The organism is Streptomyces sp. 2P-4, from assembly GCF_030167965.1.
GTDB lineage: Bacteria > Actinomycetota > Actinomycetes > Streptomycetales > Streptomycetaceae > Streptomyces > Streptomyces globosus_A.
The window spans coordinates 1,225,846-1,241,486 of record NZ_CP095011.1 but is presented as its reverse complement, the minus strand read 5'-3'; the positions used below and the strand labels follow the sequence as shown (position 1 = coordinate 1,241,486).

At 74.3% G+C, this 15,641-nt stretch carries 15 protein-coding genes; 8 read left to right on the top strand and 7 right to left on the bottom strand.

Translation table 11 applies throughout. The features are described from left to right. Positions 1 to 90: 90 nt before the first annotated feature. Positions 91 to 1,518 (bottom strand): M20/M25/M40 family metallo-hydrolase, encoded by a 1,428-nt coding sequence (locus MUK52_RS05095; protein WP_284574879.1) that lies wholly within the window; start codon positions 1,516 to 1,518, stop codon positions 91 to 93. Between the two features lie 274 nt (positions 1,519 to 1,792). On the opposite strand from MUK52_RS05095, the gene MUK52_RS05090 reads away from it, so the two are divergent. Both MUK52_RS05090 and MUK52_RS05085 read left to right on the top strand, forming a co-directional pair. Continuing rightward, positions 1,793 to 2,401, top strand: a complete 609-nt coding sequence (locus MUK52_RS05090) for a hypothetical protein (RefSeq protein ID WP_284574878.1) — start codon at positions 1,793 to 1,795, stop codon at positions 2,399 to 2,401. A gap of 64 nt (positions 2,402 to 2,465) precedes the next feature. Then, the gene (locus MUK52_RS05085) at positions 2,466 to 3,245 is read left to right on the top strand and encodes a bestrophin-like domain (protein ID WP_114055002.1); all 780 of its coding nucleotides are present in this window, start codon (positions 2,466 to 2,468) and stop codon (positions 3,243 to 3,245) included. 132 nt (positions 3,246 to 3,377) lie between these two features. On the opposite strand, the gene MUK52_RS05080 is transcribed toward MUK52_RS05085, so the two are convergent. The 3 genes from MUK52_RS05080 to MUK52_RS05070 all read right to left on the bottom strand — a co-directional run bounded on the left by MUK52_RS05080 (position 3,378) and on the right by MUK52_RS05070 (position 5,849). After that, positions 3,378 to 4,565: an MAB_1171c family putative transporter gene (locus MUK52_RS05080; protein ID WP_114055003.1), complete on the bottom strand. Its 1,188-nt coding sequence runs from the start codon at positions 4,563 to 4,565 to the stop codon at positions 3,378 to 3,380. Then, the gene (locus tag MUK52_RS05075) at positions 4,562 to 5,116 is read right to left on the bottom strand and encodes a toxin-antitoxin system, toxin component (RefSeq protein WP_114055004.1); all 555 of its coding nucleotides are present in this window, start codon (positions 5,114 to 5,116) and stop codon (positions 4,562 to 4,564) included. Before MUK52_RS05075 ends, MUK52_RS05080 begins: the two co-directional genes overlap by 4 nt. A gap of 64 nt (positions 5,117 to 5,180) precedes the next feature. Next, positions 5,181 to 5,849, bottom strand: coding sequence for a helix-turn-helix domain-containing protein (locus MUK52_RS05070; protein ID WP_114055005.1), 669 nt, complete (start codon positions 5,847 to 5,849; stop codon positions 5,181 to 5,183). Between the two features lie 335 nt (positions 5,850 to 6,184). On the opposite strand from MUK52_RS05070, the gene MUK52_RS05065 reads away from it, so the two are divergent. After that, on the top strand, positions 6,185 to 7,054 hold the full coding sequence (locus MUK52_RS05065) for a helix-turn-helix domain-containing protein (RefSeq protein ID WP_114055006.1): 870 nt from the start codon (positions 6,185 to 6,187) through the stop codon (positions 7,052 to 7,054). 112 nt (positions 7,055 to 7,166) lie between these two features. Then, positions 7,167 to 8,543 (top strand): 6-phospho-beta-glucosidase, encoded by a 1,377-nt coding sequence (locus tag MUK52_RS05060; protein ID WP_284574877.1) that lies wholly within the window; start codon positions 7,167 to 7,169, stop codon positions 8,541 to 8,543. 10 nt (positions 8,544 to 8,553) lie between these two features. On the opposite strand, the gene MUK52_RS05055 is transcribed toward MUK52_RS05060, so the two are convergent. Beyond that, on the bottom strand, positions 8,554 to 9,042 hold the full coding sequence (locus MUK52_RS05055; protein WP_114055007.1) for a nucleotide triphosphate diphosphatase NUDT15: 489 nt from the start codon (positions 9,040 to 9,042) through the stop codon (positions 8,554 to 8,556). Between the two features lie 146 nt (positions 9,043 to 9,188). Between MUK52_RS05055 and MUK52_RS05050 the strand changes: the two genes are divergently transcribed. Both MUK52_RS05050 and MUK52_RS05045 read left to right on the top strand, forming a co-directional pair. Beyond that, positions 9,189 to 10,184 (top strand): NAD(P)/FAD-dependent oxidoreductase, encoded by a 996-nt coding sequence (locus MUK52_RS05050; RefSeq protein ID WP_114055008.1) that lies wholly within the window; start codon positions 9,189 to 9,191, stop codon positions 10,182 to 10,184. Positions 10,185 to 10,303: 119 nt separating this feature from the next. Next, a complete protein-coding gene (locus MUK52_RS05045) occupies positions 10,304 to 11,707 on the top strand; it encodes an FAD-dependent oxidoreductase (RefSeq protein WP_114055009.1) in 1,404 nt (467 codons plus the stop codon). A 47-nt stretch (positions 11,708 to 11,754) separates the two neighbouring features. On the opposite strand, the gene MUK52_RS05040 is transcribed toward MUK52_RS05045, so the two are convergent. After that, on the bottom strand, positions 11,755 to 12,831 hold the full coding sequence (locus MUK52_RS05040; RefSeq protein ID WP_284574876.1) for an ATP-dependent DNA ligase: 1,077 nt from the start codon (positions 12,829 to 12,831) through the stop codon (positions 11,755 to 11,757). Positions 12,832 to 12,906: 75 nt separating this feature from the next. Here MUK52_RS05040 and ligD point away from each other — a divergent pair, with 75 nt between their 5' ends. Next, the gene (gene ligD / locus MUK52_RS05035; protein ID WP_284574875.1) at positions 12,907 to 13,959 is read left to right on the top strand and encodes a non-homologous end-joining DNA ligase; all 1,053 of its coding nucleotides are present in this window, start codon (positions 12,907 to 12,909) and stop codon (positions 13,957 to 13,959) included. Between the two features lie 158 nt (positions 13,960 to 14,117). After that, positions 14,118 to 14,369, top strand: a complete 252-nt coding sequence (locus tag MUK52_RS05030; protein ID WP_114058583.1) for a WhiB family transcriptional regulator — start codon at positions 14,118 to 14,120, stop codon at positions 14,367 to 14,369. A gap of 37 nt (positions 14,370 to 14,406) precedes the next feature. On the opposite strand, the gene MUK52_RS05025 is transcribed toward MUK52_RS05030, so the two are convergent. Next, positions 14,407 to 15,378 carry an acyl-ACP desaturase gene (locus MUK52_RS05025; RefSeq protein ID WP_114055012.1) on the bottom strand — a complete coding sequence of 324 codons (972 nt, stop codon included), beginning with the start codon at positions 15,376 to 15,378 and terminating at the stop codon, positions 14,407 to 14,409. Between the last annotated feature and the right edge of the window lie 263 nt (positions 15,379 to 15,641).

Below are 15,641 nucleotides of genomic sequence, written 5' to 3'. Positions count from 1 at the left end.
GCACGGGTGCCGCCCTCGGCGGTTCCCCCACCGGTGCCGTGCGGAACAGCCTCCGCACCCACCGCGACCCCAGCCCGCCCCTCCCGGCGGCTACCCGCCCGAGCCGCCGCGCCCCGCCGGGCCCAGGCCCCCCGCACGGTAGTCCGCCGCGTACTCCCGCACGAACGCGGCCATCGCCACCACCGTGCTGCGCAGCTCCGACAGCAGTACCCGCTCGTTCGGGGCATGCGCCTTGCACATGCTGTCCTGCGCCCCGAACAGCAGCAGCTCGGCCTGCGGCGCGGCCGCGGCCAGCGCGCGCACCAGCGGCATCGAACCGCCCGAGGCGACGGGCGAAGCCGCCGTGCCCCACGCCTCCTTCAGCGCCGTCAGCGCCGCCCGGTACGCGGGCCCGCCCGTCCGCGCCTCGAAACCGGGGCCCGCAGCGCCCGGAACCACCGTCAGCGCAATCCCGAACGGCCGCTGCGCCCGCAGGTGCCGTACGAGCGCGTCCTGCGCCTCGACCGGATCCTGTTGTGGATGGAACCGCAGGTCCAGCCGGGCCCGCGCGTACGGCACCACCGACGAGGAGGCGTGGTCCACGGCCGGCGCGTCGAGCCCGACGACCGTCACCGCCGGCCCGCTCCACAGCCGCTCGCCGAGCGTTCCGGTGCCCGGCAGCGGCAGCCCGTCGTGCACCGCGGCCAGGTCGCGGAACTCCACCTCCGTGCACCCCGCCTCCTGCTCCTGCCACGGCTCGCGCCGCAGACCGGGCACGGCGACGTCGCCGTTCGCGTCGTGCAGGGTCGACAGCGCGTGCAGCAGCACCAGCAGGGCGTCCGGGGCCGCGCCGCCGAACTCGCCGCTGTGGAGCGGTTCCGCCAGCGTCCGCACCTCCACCACCACCTCGGCGGTCCCGCGCAGCCCCGTCGTCAGCGTGGGCGTCCCCGGCCGGAGGCCGCCGACGTCCGCGATCACCACCGCGTCGCAGGCGAAGCGCTGCGGATCGGCCGGAGGGTATCCGGCGAAGGCGCTGCCGTACTCCTCCTGCCCCTCCACCACCAGCTTGACCCCGACCGGCGGGCGGCCCCCGTACAGCCGCAGCATGCCCACGTAGGCGATCAGGTTCGCCTTGTCGTCGGCGATGCCCCGCGCCCGCAGCCCGCCCGGCACCGGAGTGGGCTCGAACGGCGGCGAACGCCACAGCGCCGGGTCGCCCGCCGGCTGCACGTCGTAGTGCCCGTACAGCAGCACCGTCGGCGCGTCCGGCTCCGGCGGCGGCACCTCCGCATACACGACCGGCGCCGTGTCCGGCAGGTCCAGCCGCTCCACCACCGGCACGCCGGCGTCCCGCAGCAGCGCGGCGACCAGGTCGTGCGCCTCCCGCACCGGTTCCGGCGGATGCCCGGGGAACGCCACGGAGGGGATCGCCGCGAGCCGTACGAGGTCCGCCTGCAGCCCGTCCATCAGGGCGTCGACCGCGGCCTCCAGACCGTGCCCGCCCGCCCCGCCGTCCCCGAACTCCGCTTCCACCGCCACCGTCCGTCCCTGTCTGACCGCCGACCGTCGGCCGACACGCTGTCTACCTGCGGCAATTCGCTGCTCCGATCATCGGGCGGCCCGGCGCGCACCGCCGCGGCGTACTGGGCCGGCCGGGTGAACCACGCGGCGGCCGCCGACGGCCGCCCGCAGCGGCCGCCGGAGACGGGCCGTACCCCGTGCGGGGCTCTCGGGGCCGCAGGGCGTGTCGTGACCCGGCCGTGATCGTTTCTTCTGCCGAACCCCCACATGCCCCAGCGGAACGGAGGCCGCGGTGACCGCTTGGCAGTACCTCGCCGGAGCAGGCCTGGCGGCGGCCCTCAGTCCGCTGCACGCCCACGTCGCGTACGCATACGACGACCCGGCCGCCACCCCCGACGAACCCCCGGCCCTGACCGCCCCCGACCAGCCCGCGGCCCCGGCCGCCCCCGCCGCCTGCGCACCGGCCCCCGTCCCCGCGCCGCAGCCCCCGGCCCCACCCGTCGCCCCGCCACCCCCGCCCGGACCGCCCCCGGCCCTCCAGCCCCCCGCCCCCGACCCCGCCCCGGCCGCGCCCACCGTGCACCACCCCGGGCGAGGCCCCGCCGCGCCCCCGCCCCCGCTACCCGCGGCGAAGGCCCTGCCCGCGCCTGCGGAGCCCCCGGCACCCGCACCGGATCCCGCGCCGCCTGCCGAGCCCCCGCCGCCCGCAGCGACCGCCCCGCCCCCGCCCGCAGCGGTGGCCGCGCAGACGACCGCCTTCCGGGTGCGCCCGTACCGCTCACACGCGGCGGCTCCGCGCGAGGCGGGAGACCTGTCCATCGTGATGACCATGGCCGTCGTGACCACCCCGGCGGTACTCGCCGCGGCCGCCCTGCGACCGCGCTCGAAGGGGCGCGGTTGACGCCCGGCGTCCGCGCCCCCACCAACCGACCCGACTACCCGACTACCCGACGGGAGAACTCCTCGTGTCCGAATGGCTGGTCCTGGCCACCGCCATGGTGCTCGTCTGCGCCCTTGTCTTCGCCTTCACGGCGCTCCGGCACCGCCGGGTCTCCCCGGACGAGGACACCAGCGAAACGCCCAACGTCATCGAGTACATGACCATGATGGTCGGCGTGGTCTACGCGATCGTCCTGGGCCTCGCCATCGCGGGCGTCTGGGAGGCGCGCGGCGCTGCCGAGGACAGCGTGCGCCGCGAGGCGCAGGCGCTGTACGAGGTCAGCCAGCGCGCCGACGTCTACCCGGCGGCCGTCCGGAACCGTATCCGCGGCGAGGTGGACGCCTACGTCGCCCACACCGTCGCCGTCGACTGGCCGAAGCTGACGGCGGGCGAGACCGCGTCCGCCGAAGGCGGCGAACTGCTGGCGAAGCTGCGCAGCGACGTCACCCACCAGAGCCCCACGACCGAACTCCAGGCCCAGGCCTACCAGCCGCTGCTGGACCACATCGCAATCGCCGACGACGCCCGCCACTCGCGCGTCCAGAGCGACGAGTCGACCCTGCCGGACGTGGTGTGGTTCGGCCTCCTGACGGGCGGTGTCGTCACGATCGGCCTGATCTTCACCCTCCAGATCCGCCGCTCTAGCCGCGAACTCCTGCTGGCCGGCATGTTCACCGCCCTGATCGTCTTCCTGCTGTTCCTGGTCTGGAGCTTCGACGCCCCGTACGGCCGAGAGGGAATCGACTCGGCGAGCCCGTTCCAGGAACTGTTCCCCCGAGCGGCGGCCATGGCGGCGAAGGCGTGAGGGAAGACGGGAACCGCGGCCTCGGCGGTGGCGGCGGGGGGCGGCGGGGGTGAGGTAGGCGGGGACGCGTCGGCGGGGGTGGGGCCTCGCCGACCCCCAGGCGCCGGCTCCCGTCCTTCCCGCCCCGCCTCCTCAGCTGGCGCCCGGCCCCGACAGTGTTGCCGCCCCGCGGAGTGCCGCCACCACCGGGGAGTCGCGGAGGGCCTGGGAGACGCCGAGGAGGTCTCGGGGGCCCGTCGGGGTGTCCGGGGGGAGGTCTTCGCGGGAGCCGATGGTTCTGCCGTCGGGGTCTGCCGCGTGGGCGCGTACCGCCGCCGAGACCATCGCCGCCTCGCCCACCGTGCGGGCCGTGTCCTCGTCGGCTCCGCCCGCCACGGCCAGTTCGTACGCGCGGTCGCGGTGGCGTTCGTCGAAGTACGGTCCCAGGTGGAGGAACGCGTCGTGGATGTCGGACTCGCGCTGGATGACCCGCAGCTCGGGCGGTGACCACCAGGACATCTTCACGCACGGCGTCCCGCTCGGCGCGCACGGCTGGACCTCGGCCCACAGGGGGCCGAGGCGGCGGTAGGTGTTCCAGGTCTGCCAGTTGTCGGACATCCGCTGGCACACCAGCGGCAGGACGAACCCGACGGCGCTGACCAGGGCGCCGATGGAGGCGAGCGGAGGAGCGGCGTACGTGCTCAGGTCGTCGAGGTCGTGGCCGAACCAGCGGGCGACCACCGCGGAGATCTTCGTGGCGTCGTAGCTGAGGTTGAACACGTACCCCGCCACGATGATCATCAGGCCGGTGCGCAGCCACCCGCGTACCTGGAGGGACCAGCGCAGGCACATGGCGACCATGACGACGGCGGCGACCAGGTGGGCCGTCAGGTACAGGGCGATCATGTACCGGATGTAGGGGGTGTTGGCGTAGTAGGTGTCGAAGTCGCGCAGCCGCTCGACGGGGGCTTCGCCGAGCAGGAAGAGCACGACCAGGACGACGACGATGACCCCGTAGCCGACGATCCAGCGGCGGGAGGTGCGGCGGGTCTGTTCGGGCGGTCCACCGCGCCAGTTCACTATGAGCACCAGGCAGGAGGCGCTGAACATGGTGATGAGGCAGTAGACCAGGGGTGCGGAGAAGTTGGTGACGCCGGTCCACCCGTTGACGGCGGCGATGGTCGGGGGAGCGGCGAAGGTGAACACCGAGCCGGCCAGGATCAGCAGGGCGCAGACCGAGCGCAGCAGGGGGTCGCGCCAGTTGTTGCGCAGGGCCGGCAGTTTGAAGGCGAGTGCGACCGCCAGTGCCGCCGCCGGTATGTAGTAGTCCTGGCCGTTCAACGGTCGTTCCTGTGCCCCCGATATCCGAGGGACGCCTCGATGCGGCCCGCGAGCTGGTCGCGTTGGGCGGGGGCCCGGTGGGCGGCGCCCGCGAGCCAGGTGCGGCAGCGGCTGCCCAGGAGGAGGCCGAAGGTCTCGGCTTCGGTCTCCTCCCGGACGTCGGCGCGGGTGCGTGCGGCGACGCGGCGGACGGTTTCGCCGAGGTCGGCCTCGTCCGTGAGGAGCCGGGCGGCGACGGCCGCGCCGTCGACGTGGTGGCTGCAGTGGCCGGCCTTCATGTGCCACAGCTCGTGGCCGAGGATGACGAGTTGGTGGTCCGGTGCGGTGCGCTCCTCGATGACGACCAGGTCGCGGTCGGCGAGGTCGAGCCACAGTCCGCTGGCGGTGCCGGGCGGGAAGGAGGCCATCCGGAAGTCCACCCGACGGCCGCGGTGTCTGCTCATGCCCTCGCAGAGCGCGGCGTAGAGGTCCACGGGTTCCACGGGCGCGGGCAGCCGGAGGCCGGCCACCAGTTCGCCGCACAACCGGCGCTGCTCTCTGCCTATGCTCACCGTTCTCCCCGTCGGCGTGGATCCGGATCAGGACTCAAGGATCAGACCCAGACTCTCGACTGGGTCAGGATTCATTCGGTTTGACGCTTTCGAGGAGCATGTCCAGCCATTCGGTCACCTTGTCGCGGTGCTTGTCGCTGGGCAGTTGGGCGGCGCGCCAGGCGATGCCCCGGACGCCGTGGTTCTGCAGGAGTCTTGCCAGGGGGTCGCCGGCGGACGCGGCCGGGGAGGGGACGGTCTCGCGCGTGCGGCCCGCGTAGTCCTGGAGCAGTTGCTGCTCGGTGCGCAGGAGTGCGTCGAGCAGTGCGTCGGAGTCGTGGGCGGTGAGGAAGCCGGCGTGGACGCCGAAGAAGCGCTGGATGGCGTCGCAGTGCTCCATGGTGGGGCGGCGGTCGCCGTTGATGAGCGCGCCGGCCTGCTGGCGGGACATGCCGGCGCCGTCGGCGATCTCCTGCTGGGTGTAGCGGCGGCCGTTGGGTTTCAGCCGGGTCCGCCGGAGCAGGTCCAGGCGCTGGAGGAACCGGGTCTGAAGGCAGGGCTCTCCGGCCGGTCGGCCGTCCAGCAGGCTCTTCACCACGTCGGTGGGCACGCCGGATGCCTCGGAGAGGCGGCGCAGGTCGAAGACCTTGTTGGGGTCGCGGCCCATCTTGCCCGCGAGTTCGGCGACGCGCGTGACGGTGGCTGCCAGGGACGGGTTGGCCACCGCGACGGGAGCCGGGAAGCCGTCTGTCACCAGTGGTTCTCCTAGATCGCGGCGAGTCGGTTCGGGCACATGGTCGGCTTTTGGAATCTAGCCGTTCCGCCGCCGCAGGGCCAGAACTTGCCACAGCTGTGGCGGGAATGAGCTGTCAAGAGGCTGGAATTGCCACGATAGTTGACACTCGAATGAAGTCGGTAGCAGGATCGCCACAGGAAATTGAAGATCCAGACCGTGAGGAGGGGGAGCTCTCGGTGCCACATCTCGCAGCGGTGGGCCCGTCCGATGGCCTCGCCCGAGCCGGTGAGGAGCGCCTGGCGGGCGAGGAGTCCGCACGCGGCGCAGTGCGGTCGGAGCGACGCAAGGAGATTTTGCGCCAGCGCCGCGAGGAACTGGGCCTGAGCCAGGAAGACCTCGCCGCCCGGTTGCGGATCAGCGTGCGCGCCTACGGGAACTGGGAACGCGGCCTGGTCAAGGAATGGACCGACCGCAAGCTGCTCGCCCTGGCGGAAGCCCTGGAGATGAGCGAGCGGCAGTGCTTCTGGCTGTTCCGGGTCATGGTCGACCGCGACCCCCCGCCGACCTGGCGGGCGGCCGCCGACAACCGGCTGCCCGACGACCCCGCCCAGCGCGACTACCTGGTGGACTACGCCGCCCTCATGGAGGCCGTGCCCCACCCCTCCGTCCTGGTCGACCACCGCTGGGACGTCGCGCTCACCAACTCGGCCTTCGACCGGCTCTTCCAGTCGGTCCGCCCCCACCCGACCGCCCTCCCCGACGACAACTTCCTGCGTTTCGTGCTCTTCCACCCCGACGCGGCCGCCGTGCTCGAGGACCACGAACCGGCCTGGTGCGTCCCGCTCATGGCCCAGTTCGCCAACGCCCTCGAAGCGGCTCCCGAGGACCAGGGGCTGCGCAGCATCCGCCAGGAGATCGCCCGGGACCCTTTCATGGAGGCCGCCTACCGGTACGGCGTCCCCCACTGGCTGAGGACCCACGGGTCCGAGGCCGCCGAGCGCGACGGCGCCGTCCGCACCGTCCGCCACTGGGACCCCCAGGCGGGCCTCGTCCGGTGCCGGATCGTGGCCGAATCGAGTCGGATGCTCGACGCCATGGGCCTGACCCGGATCACGCTGGTCCTCTCGGCCCCGCAGGGCCCCGCAGCCGGCCCGGCGCGCGGCGGATCCGCCCCGCAGCGTCAGGGCCCGAGGCTCCGCGCCGTCCCCTCGCTGGGCGACTGAGCCCCGTACGCCGCCCGGCGCGGGGGACACTGGAGCCCTCACACGTGCGCCGCCGACCGAATGCCGCCGATCGTGGCATCGGCGGCGGCACTTGGCGAAGGGCGGTAGGGGCGTGCGGCTGACCATCCTCGGCGGGGGCGGATTCCGGGTTCCGCTCGTCTACGGAGCGCTGCTCGGCGACGGGGGCGAGGGCCGCGTCACGGACGTGGTGCTCCACGACGAGGACCCGGCGCGGCTCGCCGCCATGGCCCGCGTGCTCGCCGGCCAGGCGGCCGCCGCCGCGGCGGACCCCCGCACCCCGACGCCCGGCCCCGCCCCTGCCGTCAGGGCGACCACCGACCTCGACGAGGCCCTGGCCGGCGCCGACTTCGTCTTCTCCGCGATCCGCGTCGGCGGCCTGGAGGGGCGCGCCGCGGACGAGCGGGTGGCCCTGGCCGAGGGCGTGCTGGGCCAGGAGACCGTCGGCGCGGGCGGCATCGCGTACGGGCTGCGGACCGTGCCGGTCGCCCGCGCCATCGCGCGGGCCGTGGCCCGGCGGGCCCCCGAGGCGTGGGTCATCAACTTCACCAACCCGGCCGGCCTGGTCACCGAAGCCATGGCGGGGATCCTCGGCGACCGCGTCATCGGCATCTGCGACTCCCCGGTGGGGCTCGGCCGGCGCGTCGCCCGGGTGCTCGGCGCCCGCCCCGAGGACGCCTGGGTCGACTACGTCGGCCTCAACCACCTGGGCTGGCTGCGCGGGCTGCGCGTCGGCGGCCGCGACGAGCTGCCGCGTCTGCTGGCCGACGCGAAGGCGCTGGAGTCCTTCGAGGAGGGCCGGCTCTTCGGCGCCGAGTGGCTGCGCGCGCTCGGCGCGATCCCGAACGAGTACCTGCACTACTACTACTTCAACCGCGAGACCGTACGCGCCTACCGGGAGGCCCGGCAGACCCGCGGCGCGTTCCTGCGCGACCAGCAGCGCGGCTTCTACGCCGAGGCCGGCCGGCCCGGCGTCGCCCCCGGGGCGGCTCTGGCCGCCTGGGAGCGGACCCGGGCCGAGCGGGAGGCCACGTACATGGCGGAGAACCGCGAGGCGGCCGGCGCCGGCGGGCGCGAGGACGGCGACATGGAGTCCGGAGGCTACGAGAAGGTCGCGCTGGCGCTGATGCGGGCCATCGCCCGCGACGAGCGGACCACGCTCATCCTCAACGTCCGCAACCGGTCGACGCTGTCCGTCCTCGATGCGGAGGCCGTCATCGAGGTGCCCTGCCTGGTCGACGCGAACGGCGCCCACCCGGTCGCGGCCGACCCGCTGCCGCTGCACGCGACGGGCCTGGTGACCGCGGTCAAGGCCGTGGAGCGCGAGGTGCTGGCCGCGTCGGAGAGCGGCTCCCGGGCGGCCGCGGCGAAGGCGTTCGCGCTGCACCCGCTGGTGGACTCGGCCGCGGTGGCCCGGCGGCTGCTCGACGGGTACCGGGCCGTCCACCCGGGCCTGGAGTACCTGCGCTGAACCGCGCCGGTCACCGCCCGGGAGGGGCCGTCGGGTAGGAGTGCGCGGGCCCCTGCGGCAGCGCCGGGACGAGTTCCGGCCGCCAGGTGCGCAGGACGTGCGCGGACGGCGCGTACAGGGCCTCCGGGATGTCGGCGGGCGCGAACCACTCCCACGTGGTGATCTTGTGCGGTTCGGTGACCCGCGGGGTGCCCTCGGCCGCCGCGGCCACCGCCGAGGCCGTCAGCCGGGTCACCCCGCCCTGCGCGTCGATGTGCACGCCGAGGATCCGGATGTCCGCCGGGTCCGCCCGCAGGGCCGTCTCCTCGGCCAGCTCCCGGGCCGCGGCCTGCTCGAAGCCCTCCCCGGGGTCGACCTTCCCGCCGGGCAGCTCCCACCGGCCGTCGTGCGCCCGGCCGAGGAGCACCCGCCCCGCCCGGTCGCAGACGACGAGCCCGACGCCGACGACGGCATTGGGGTGCGGGGCGGCGCGCTGGGGGCGTTCGGGATGCGTGGTCATGGGACTGTCCCTCCTGGTGACGTGCGGCTCCGACCAGTTTGCCGGTCCGGCAAAGCGGTGTGACACGGCGCCGGCTGCCGGCGCACCCTCGCCCGCAGGGTACGGGCGACGCAGAGGGCCCGTGGCAACGACGCAGGGAGGCACGCATGGGCACGGATGGCGGACGGGTGTACGACGTGGCGGTCGTGGGAGGCGGCGCCGCCGGGCTCGCCGGGGCGCTGACCCTGGCGAGGGCGCGGCGCGCGGTTGTGGTGCTGGACGCGGGCAGCCCCCGCAACGCGCCCGCGGAGCACCTGCACGGCTATCTCGGGCGGGACGGGGCCGCGCCCGCGGAGCTGCTGGCGGCCGGGCGCGCCGAGGCGGCCGCGTACGGCGCGGAGGTCCGGTCGGATGCGGCGGGGACGGTGCTCGCGGCCGACCGGGCGGCGGAGGGCGGCTTCGTGCTGCGGTGCGCGGACGGGTCGGCCGTGCGGGCCGGGCGGCTGCTGCTGGCGACGGGCCTGGTCGACGAGCTGCCCGACGTGCCGGGGCTGCGCGAGCGGTGGGGGCGGGACGTGCTGCACTGCCCGTACTGCCACGGCTGGGAGGTGCGCGACCAGCCGATCGCCGTGCTCGGCGGGGGCCCGCTCGCCCTGCACCAGGCGCAGATGTGGCGGAACTGGAGCGGCCGGGTGACGCTGCTCGCGCACACCTGGCGGCCGGGGGCGGAGGAGCGGGAGCTGCTCGCGGCGCTGGGGGTGCGTGTGGTCGAGGGCGAGGTCATCGGCCTGACCGTCGGCGCCGGGGGTCTTTCCGGGGTGACCCTGGCGGGCGGCGCGGGTGTGGACTGCCGGGCGCTGGTGGTGGCGCCGCGCTTCACCGCGCGCGCCGGGGTGGCCCGGTCGCTCGGCCTGCCGGTGACCGGCGTGGAGCGCGACGGGGTGCAGCTCGGCACCTGCCTGGAAGCGGACCCGGCGACCGGCGCGACCGCCCTGCGCGGAGTCTGGGCCGCCGGGAACGTCACCAGCCCGATGGACCAGCTGGCGGCGGCGGCCGCGGCCGGTGTGCGCGCGGCCGTCGCGATCAACGCGGACCTGATCGAGGAGACGACGCGGCGGGCCCTCGACGCCCACCGGGCCCGGCAGGCGCACGGGGCGCAGTAGCCCCGCCGGCCCCGTCAGGCCCACCGGACCCGCGGCGCGAACTGGCGTGCGGGTTTCGAGCAGGGACCGCCGGCGCAGGCTCTGGGCGATCCGGCGGGTCCACGGGGGGCGGGGCGTACATGGCACACGTGCTGGTCATCGGCGGAGGCGTCGGAGGCCTCGCCACCGCGCTGCTCACCGCACGGCGCGGGCACACCGTCGAGCTCTTCGAACGCGACACCCGGGCCCCGGGCACGGCCCTGGACCGCGACTCGTTCGGCTGGCACCGCCCGGCCGTCCCGCAGGCCGCCCAGCCGCACGTCCTCCTCGGGGCGGCCCGCAACCTCCTGCGGCGCGAGCTTCCCGACGTGTACGCGGAGATGCTCCGGCTCGGCGCGCGCGAGCGCAGCGAGCTCGACTGGTTCGACGTACCGCCGCCCGCGCGGCCCGGCGACGACGACCTCGTCATGGTCCAGGCCCGGCGCATCGTCCTGGAGAGCGCCCTGGTCACGGCGCTGCGCGCGGAGCCCGGCGCGGTTCTGCACCATGGTCAGCCGGTCACCGGGCTGGAAGTGGAGCAGGCCGCCGCGGGTGCGGCGGGGCCGGCCCGGGTGATCGGGGTGGCGACCGCCGCCGGGGCCCGCGAGGGGGACCTGGTCGTGGACGCGGGCGGCCGTCGCGGCGGCGGCGAGCGGTGGCTGGCCGCGGCGGGCTGCCGGCCTCCGGCCGTGGAGCGGCACCGGACGGGGCTGGCGTACTTCTGCCGCTGGTACCGGCTGCCGGAGGGCATGGGGGAGGGGCCGCGCAGGCCGTGGTCGGTGGCGGGCGGGGCGTTCTCCGGGTGCGCGGTCTTCCCGGCGGACAACCGGACCTTCGCCGTGACCGTCTTCGTCCACACGCAGGACCCGACCCGCTCGGCCCTGCGCGATCCGGCCGTCTTCGAGCGGGCGGCGCGCGCCTTCCCACCGGGCGCGGCGTGGCTGGCCCTGGGCGCAGAGCCGCTGACCGGGGTCCTGGCCACGGCGAGCCTGGACAACCGGTGGAGCGCCCTCGTCGACGAGCGGGGGCCGGTGGTGCGCGGGCTTGTCCCGGTCGGCGACGCCGTCACCCACACCAACCCGACGCTCGGGCAGGGCACGTCGCTCGCCCTGTGGGCCGCGCTCCGCGTGGCCCGTACGGCCGACCGGGACACCGGATCGGCGCAGTACGTGCGTGCGTACCACGCGTGGGCGGTGCGCACGCTCAAGCCGTGGTTCGACTTCCAGGTCGTCGCCGATGCGGCCGTCGGAGAGCGGTTCGCGACGCGGGGTGCCCGGACGGGCAGGACGCGGGAGACGGCGGCGCTGTTCGACTGTGCGCTGGAGGACCCCGAGGTGATGCGGGCCCGGGCCAGGGTCCGCCACCTGGCCGAGCGGCCCGAGCGGGCCTACGGGGACCCCGGGGTCCGGGAGCGGGTCGCGCGCTGGCTGGAGGCCCGGCCGGACTACGAGCCGAACGCGGCCGGCCCGGACCGGGCGGAGTGGGAGAAGCTGACCGGCGGGTGAACGGGCCGGGCGGCGGGGCTGCGCGAGCGGGGCGGCGGCGCGGGTGCTCAGACGGCGGCGGGGCCGGCGCCGAGGACCGCGGCGAGGTCGTAGCCGACGACCTCGTCGAGCTGGGCGTACGTGCAGCTCTCGGGGGTGCGGTCGGGGCGCCAGCGGCGGAACTGCGCCGTGTGGCGGAAGCGGTCGCCCTCCATGTGGTCGTACGCGACCTCGCAGACGCGCTCGGGGCGCAGCGGCACCCAGGAGAGGTCCTTCTTGCCGGTCCAGCGGCTCTGCGCGCCGGGCAGGCGGGCGCTCTCGTGGGCGGACTCCTCGGCCCAGGCGGCCCAGGGGTGGTTGGAGACGTCCTCCATGCGCAGCGGGGCGAGTTCCCCGACGAGTTCGGCGCGGCGCTTCATGGGGAAGGCGGCGCAGACGCCGACGTGCTGGAGGGCGCCGCGGTCGTCGTGGAGGCCCAGCAGCAGCGATCCGACAATCGGACCGCTCTTGTGGAAACGGAAACCGGCGACGACGACGTCGGCCGTACGCTCGTGCTTGATTTTGAACATCAGGCGCGCATCGGGCCGGTAGGGCAGGTCGAGGGGTTTCGCGACCACGCCGTCGAGTCCGGCGCCTTCGAACTGCTCGAACCACTGCTGCGCGAGCGCGGGGTCGGTGGTGGCGGGCGCGAGGTGGACGGGGGGCCGAGTGGTGGAAAGGGCTGAGCACAGGGCGCTGCGGCGGTCGGTGAGCGGGGCGTCGAGGAGGGACCGGTCGCCGAGGGCGAGCAGGTCGAAGGCGACGAAGCTGGCGGGGGTGGTCGAGGCCAGGAGGTCGATGCGGGACTTGGCGGGGTGGATCCGCTCGGTCAGCCGGTCGAAGTCCAGCCGCCCGCCGTGCACGATGACGATCTCGCCGTCGACCACGCAGCGGTCCGGCAGGTTCTCCTTCAAAGCACTCACGAGTTCGGGGAAGTACCTGGTCAGCGGCTTGCCGGTGCGGCTGCCCAGCTGGATCTCGTCGCCGTCGCGGTGGACGATGGCGCGGAAGCCGTCCCACTTCGCCTCGTACTGCATGCCCGGCGGGATCTTCGCCACGGACTTGGCGAGCATCGGCAGCACGGGCGGCATCACGGGCAGGTCCATGCCCACGATTCTGCGGTGGTACGTCCGCATTCGCCCGGTATGCGCGTCGGGTCGGGCCCGCCTACCGTGGCGCACATGGGTGCATCCGGGAACGCGGTCGAGCTGGAAGCGGGCGGCCGGAAGGTGCGGCTGTCCAGTCCGGACAAGGTGTACTTCCCCGAGCGGGGCCTCACCAAGCTCGACGTCGCCCGGTACTACCTGGCCGTGGGGGACGGCATCACGCGCGCCCTGCGAGACCGCCCCACCACGCTGGAGCGCTATCCCGACGGGGTGGAGGGCGAGTCGTTCTTCCAGAAGCGCGCCCCGAAAACCCTGCCCGACTGGATCCCCACCGCCCACATCGCCTTCCCCAGCGGGCGCACCGCCGACGAGATCTGCCCGACCGAGCCGGCCGCCGTACTGTGGGCCGCCAACCTCGGCTGCCTCACCTTCCACCCGTGGCCGGTGCGCCGGGAGGACACCGACCGGCCCGACGAGCTGCGCATCGACCTCGACCCCCAGCCGGGCACCGACTACGGCGACGCGGTCGTCGCCGCGCACGAGCTGCGCGACATCCTGGAGGAGCTGGGCCTGCGCGGCTGGCCCAAGACCTCGGGCGGGCGCGGGCTGCACGTGTTCGTCCCGATCGAGCCGCGGTGGACCTTCACCGACGTACGGCGCTGCGCGATCGCGATCGGCCGTGAACTGGAGGCCCGTATGCCGGGCCGGGTCACCACCGCCTGGTGGAAGGAGGAGCGCGGCGAGCGGATCTTCGTCGACTACAACCAGACGGCACGCGACCGCACCATCGCCTCGGCGTACTCCGTCCGCCCGCGCCCCCACGCCCCCGTATCGGCCCCGCTCCGCTGGGACGAGCTGGACTCCGCGGAGCCCCGGGACTTCGACATCACCACGATGCCCGCCCGGTACGCCGAGCTCGGCGACCTGCACGCCGACATGGACGACCACGCCTTCAGGCTTGAGGCGGCGCTGGAGCTCGCAGAGCGGCAGGAGCACGACGAGGGGCTCGGCGACATGCCGTACCCGCCGGACTACCCGAAGATGCCGGGCGAGCCCAAGCGCGTCCAGCCGAGCCGCGCGAAGAACACCGGCCCTGCCGAGTCCGCCGAGGAGCCGCGGGCGGACTGAGCCCGGCCGGGGGCGCGCGGCGGTCGGATGTCAGTGGGCGGTGCCATCCTCGGTCGGGGACGGCGCGGCAGGGGCTGCGGTGCCACCGGTGCGTCGGCCGTGTTGATGGGTCGTTGATCAGACGTCCATCGGCGGGCGTGAGGATCGGCGGCATGTCGATGAACACCACCACCGCTCCCGCCACTGCCTCCGCGGCCCCTGCCTGGTACGAGTTCGCGCTGTGCGCGCAGACGGGGGCGGACTTCTTCTTCCCCGAGCCGGGCAACTCGCTGCGGGAGGCGAAGCGGCTGTGCGCGGCGTGCGAGGTGCGGACCGGCTGCCTGGAGTACGCCCTCGCCAACGACGAGCGCTTCGGCGTGTGGGGCGGGCTGTCCGAGGCGGAGCGCCTCGCGCTGCGCCCCCGCCGCTGACCCGGCCGGTATCCGGCCGGGCCTCGGCAGCGGCCGGTCAGCCCTTGCGGGCCGCCAGGCGGGCCGCGCGGGCGGCAAGGCGCTCGTCGAACTTGCGGGCCTCGGAGTCCAGGCCGTCCATGAAGAGGCCGAGCTCCTCCTGGGCCTGCAGGCCCTCCGGGCCGAGACCGTCGATGCTCATGATCTTCAGGAAGCGGATGACGGGGCTCAGGACGTCGTCGTGGTGGATGCGCAGGTTGTAGACGCCGCCGATCGCCATCTGGGCGGCCATGCGCTCGAAGCCCGGCATGCCGTGTCCGGGCATCCGGAAGTTCACCACGACATCGCGCACGGCCTGCATCGTCAGGTCCGGGGCGATGTCGAAGGCCGCGCCCAGCAGGTTGCGGTAGAAGACCATGTGCAGGTTCTCGTCCTGCGCGATGCGGGCCAGCATCCGGTCGCAGACCGGGTCGCCGGACTGGTGGCCGGTGTTGCGGTGCGAGATGCGGGTGGCCAGCTCCTGGAAGGCGACGTACGCAACGGAGTGCAGCATCGAGTGGCGGTTGTCGGACTCGAAGCCCTCCGACATGTGCTGCATGCGGAACGCCTCGAGCTTGTCCGGGTCCACGGCGCGCGAGGCCAGCAGGTAGTCGCGCATCACGATGCCGTGGCGGCCCTCCTCTGCGGTCCAGCGGTGCACCCAGGTGCCCCATGCGCCGTTGCGCCCGAACAGCGTGGCGATCTCGTGGTGGTAGCTCGGCAGGTTGTCCTCGGTCAGCAGGTTCACGACCAGGGCGATCTTGCCGATGTCGGTGACCTTGGACTGCTGCGGGTCCCAGGCCTCGCCGTCCTCGAAGAACGCCGGGAAGTTACGGCCGTCGCTCCACGGGACGTACTCGTGGGGCATCCAGTCCTTGGTCACCTTCAGGTGGCGGTTGAGTTCCTTCTCGACCACCTCTTCCAGCGCATACAGCAGCTTCGCGTCGGTCCACGCCGCAGAGCTGCCGAGGTGGGGAGAGGTGATCGTCACGGGTACTCCTGGGGACAAAGCGAATTACCTACGGTTCCGTAGCCTACGACGCCGTAGGTTAAGCGGACCGTGAGGGCCAGCCAAGCCCCGGGCGTTCATGTGACCGGTTACATCCCGTTATCTGTGCAGTTGATCGGGGTGTGCGGGACCGCAGACGCGGCGAATGTCACGCCGGAAGGTGGCCCCCGCCCCCGCCTTGACGGCCGGATACGGCCGAACGGCAGGCAGGGGACGGGGGCAGCAGGGCCGCAGCGGCCCTTCGG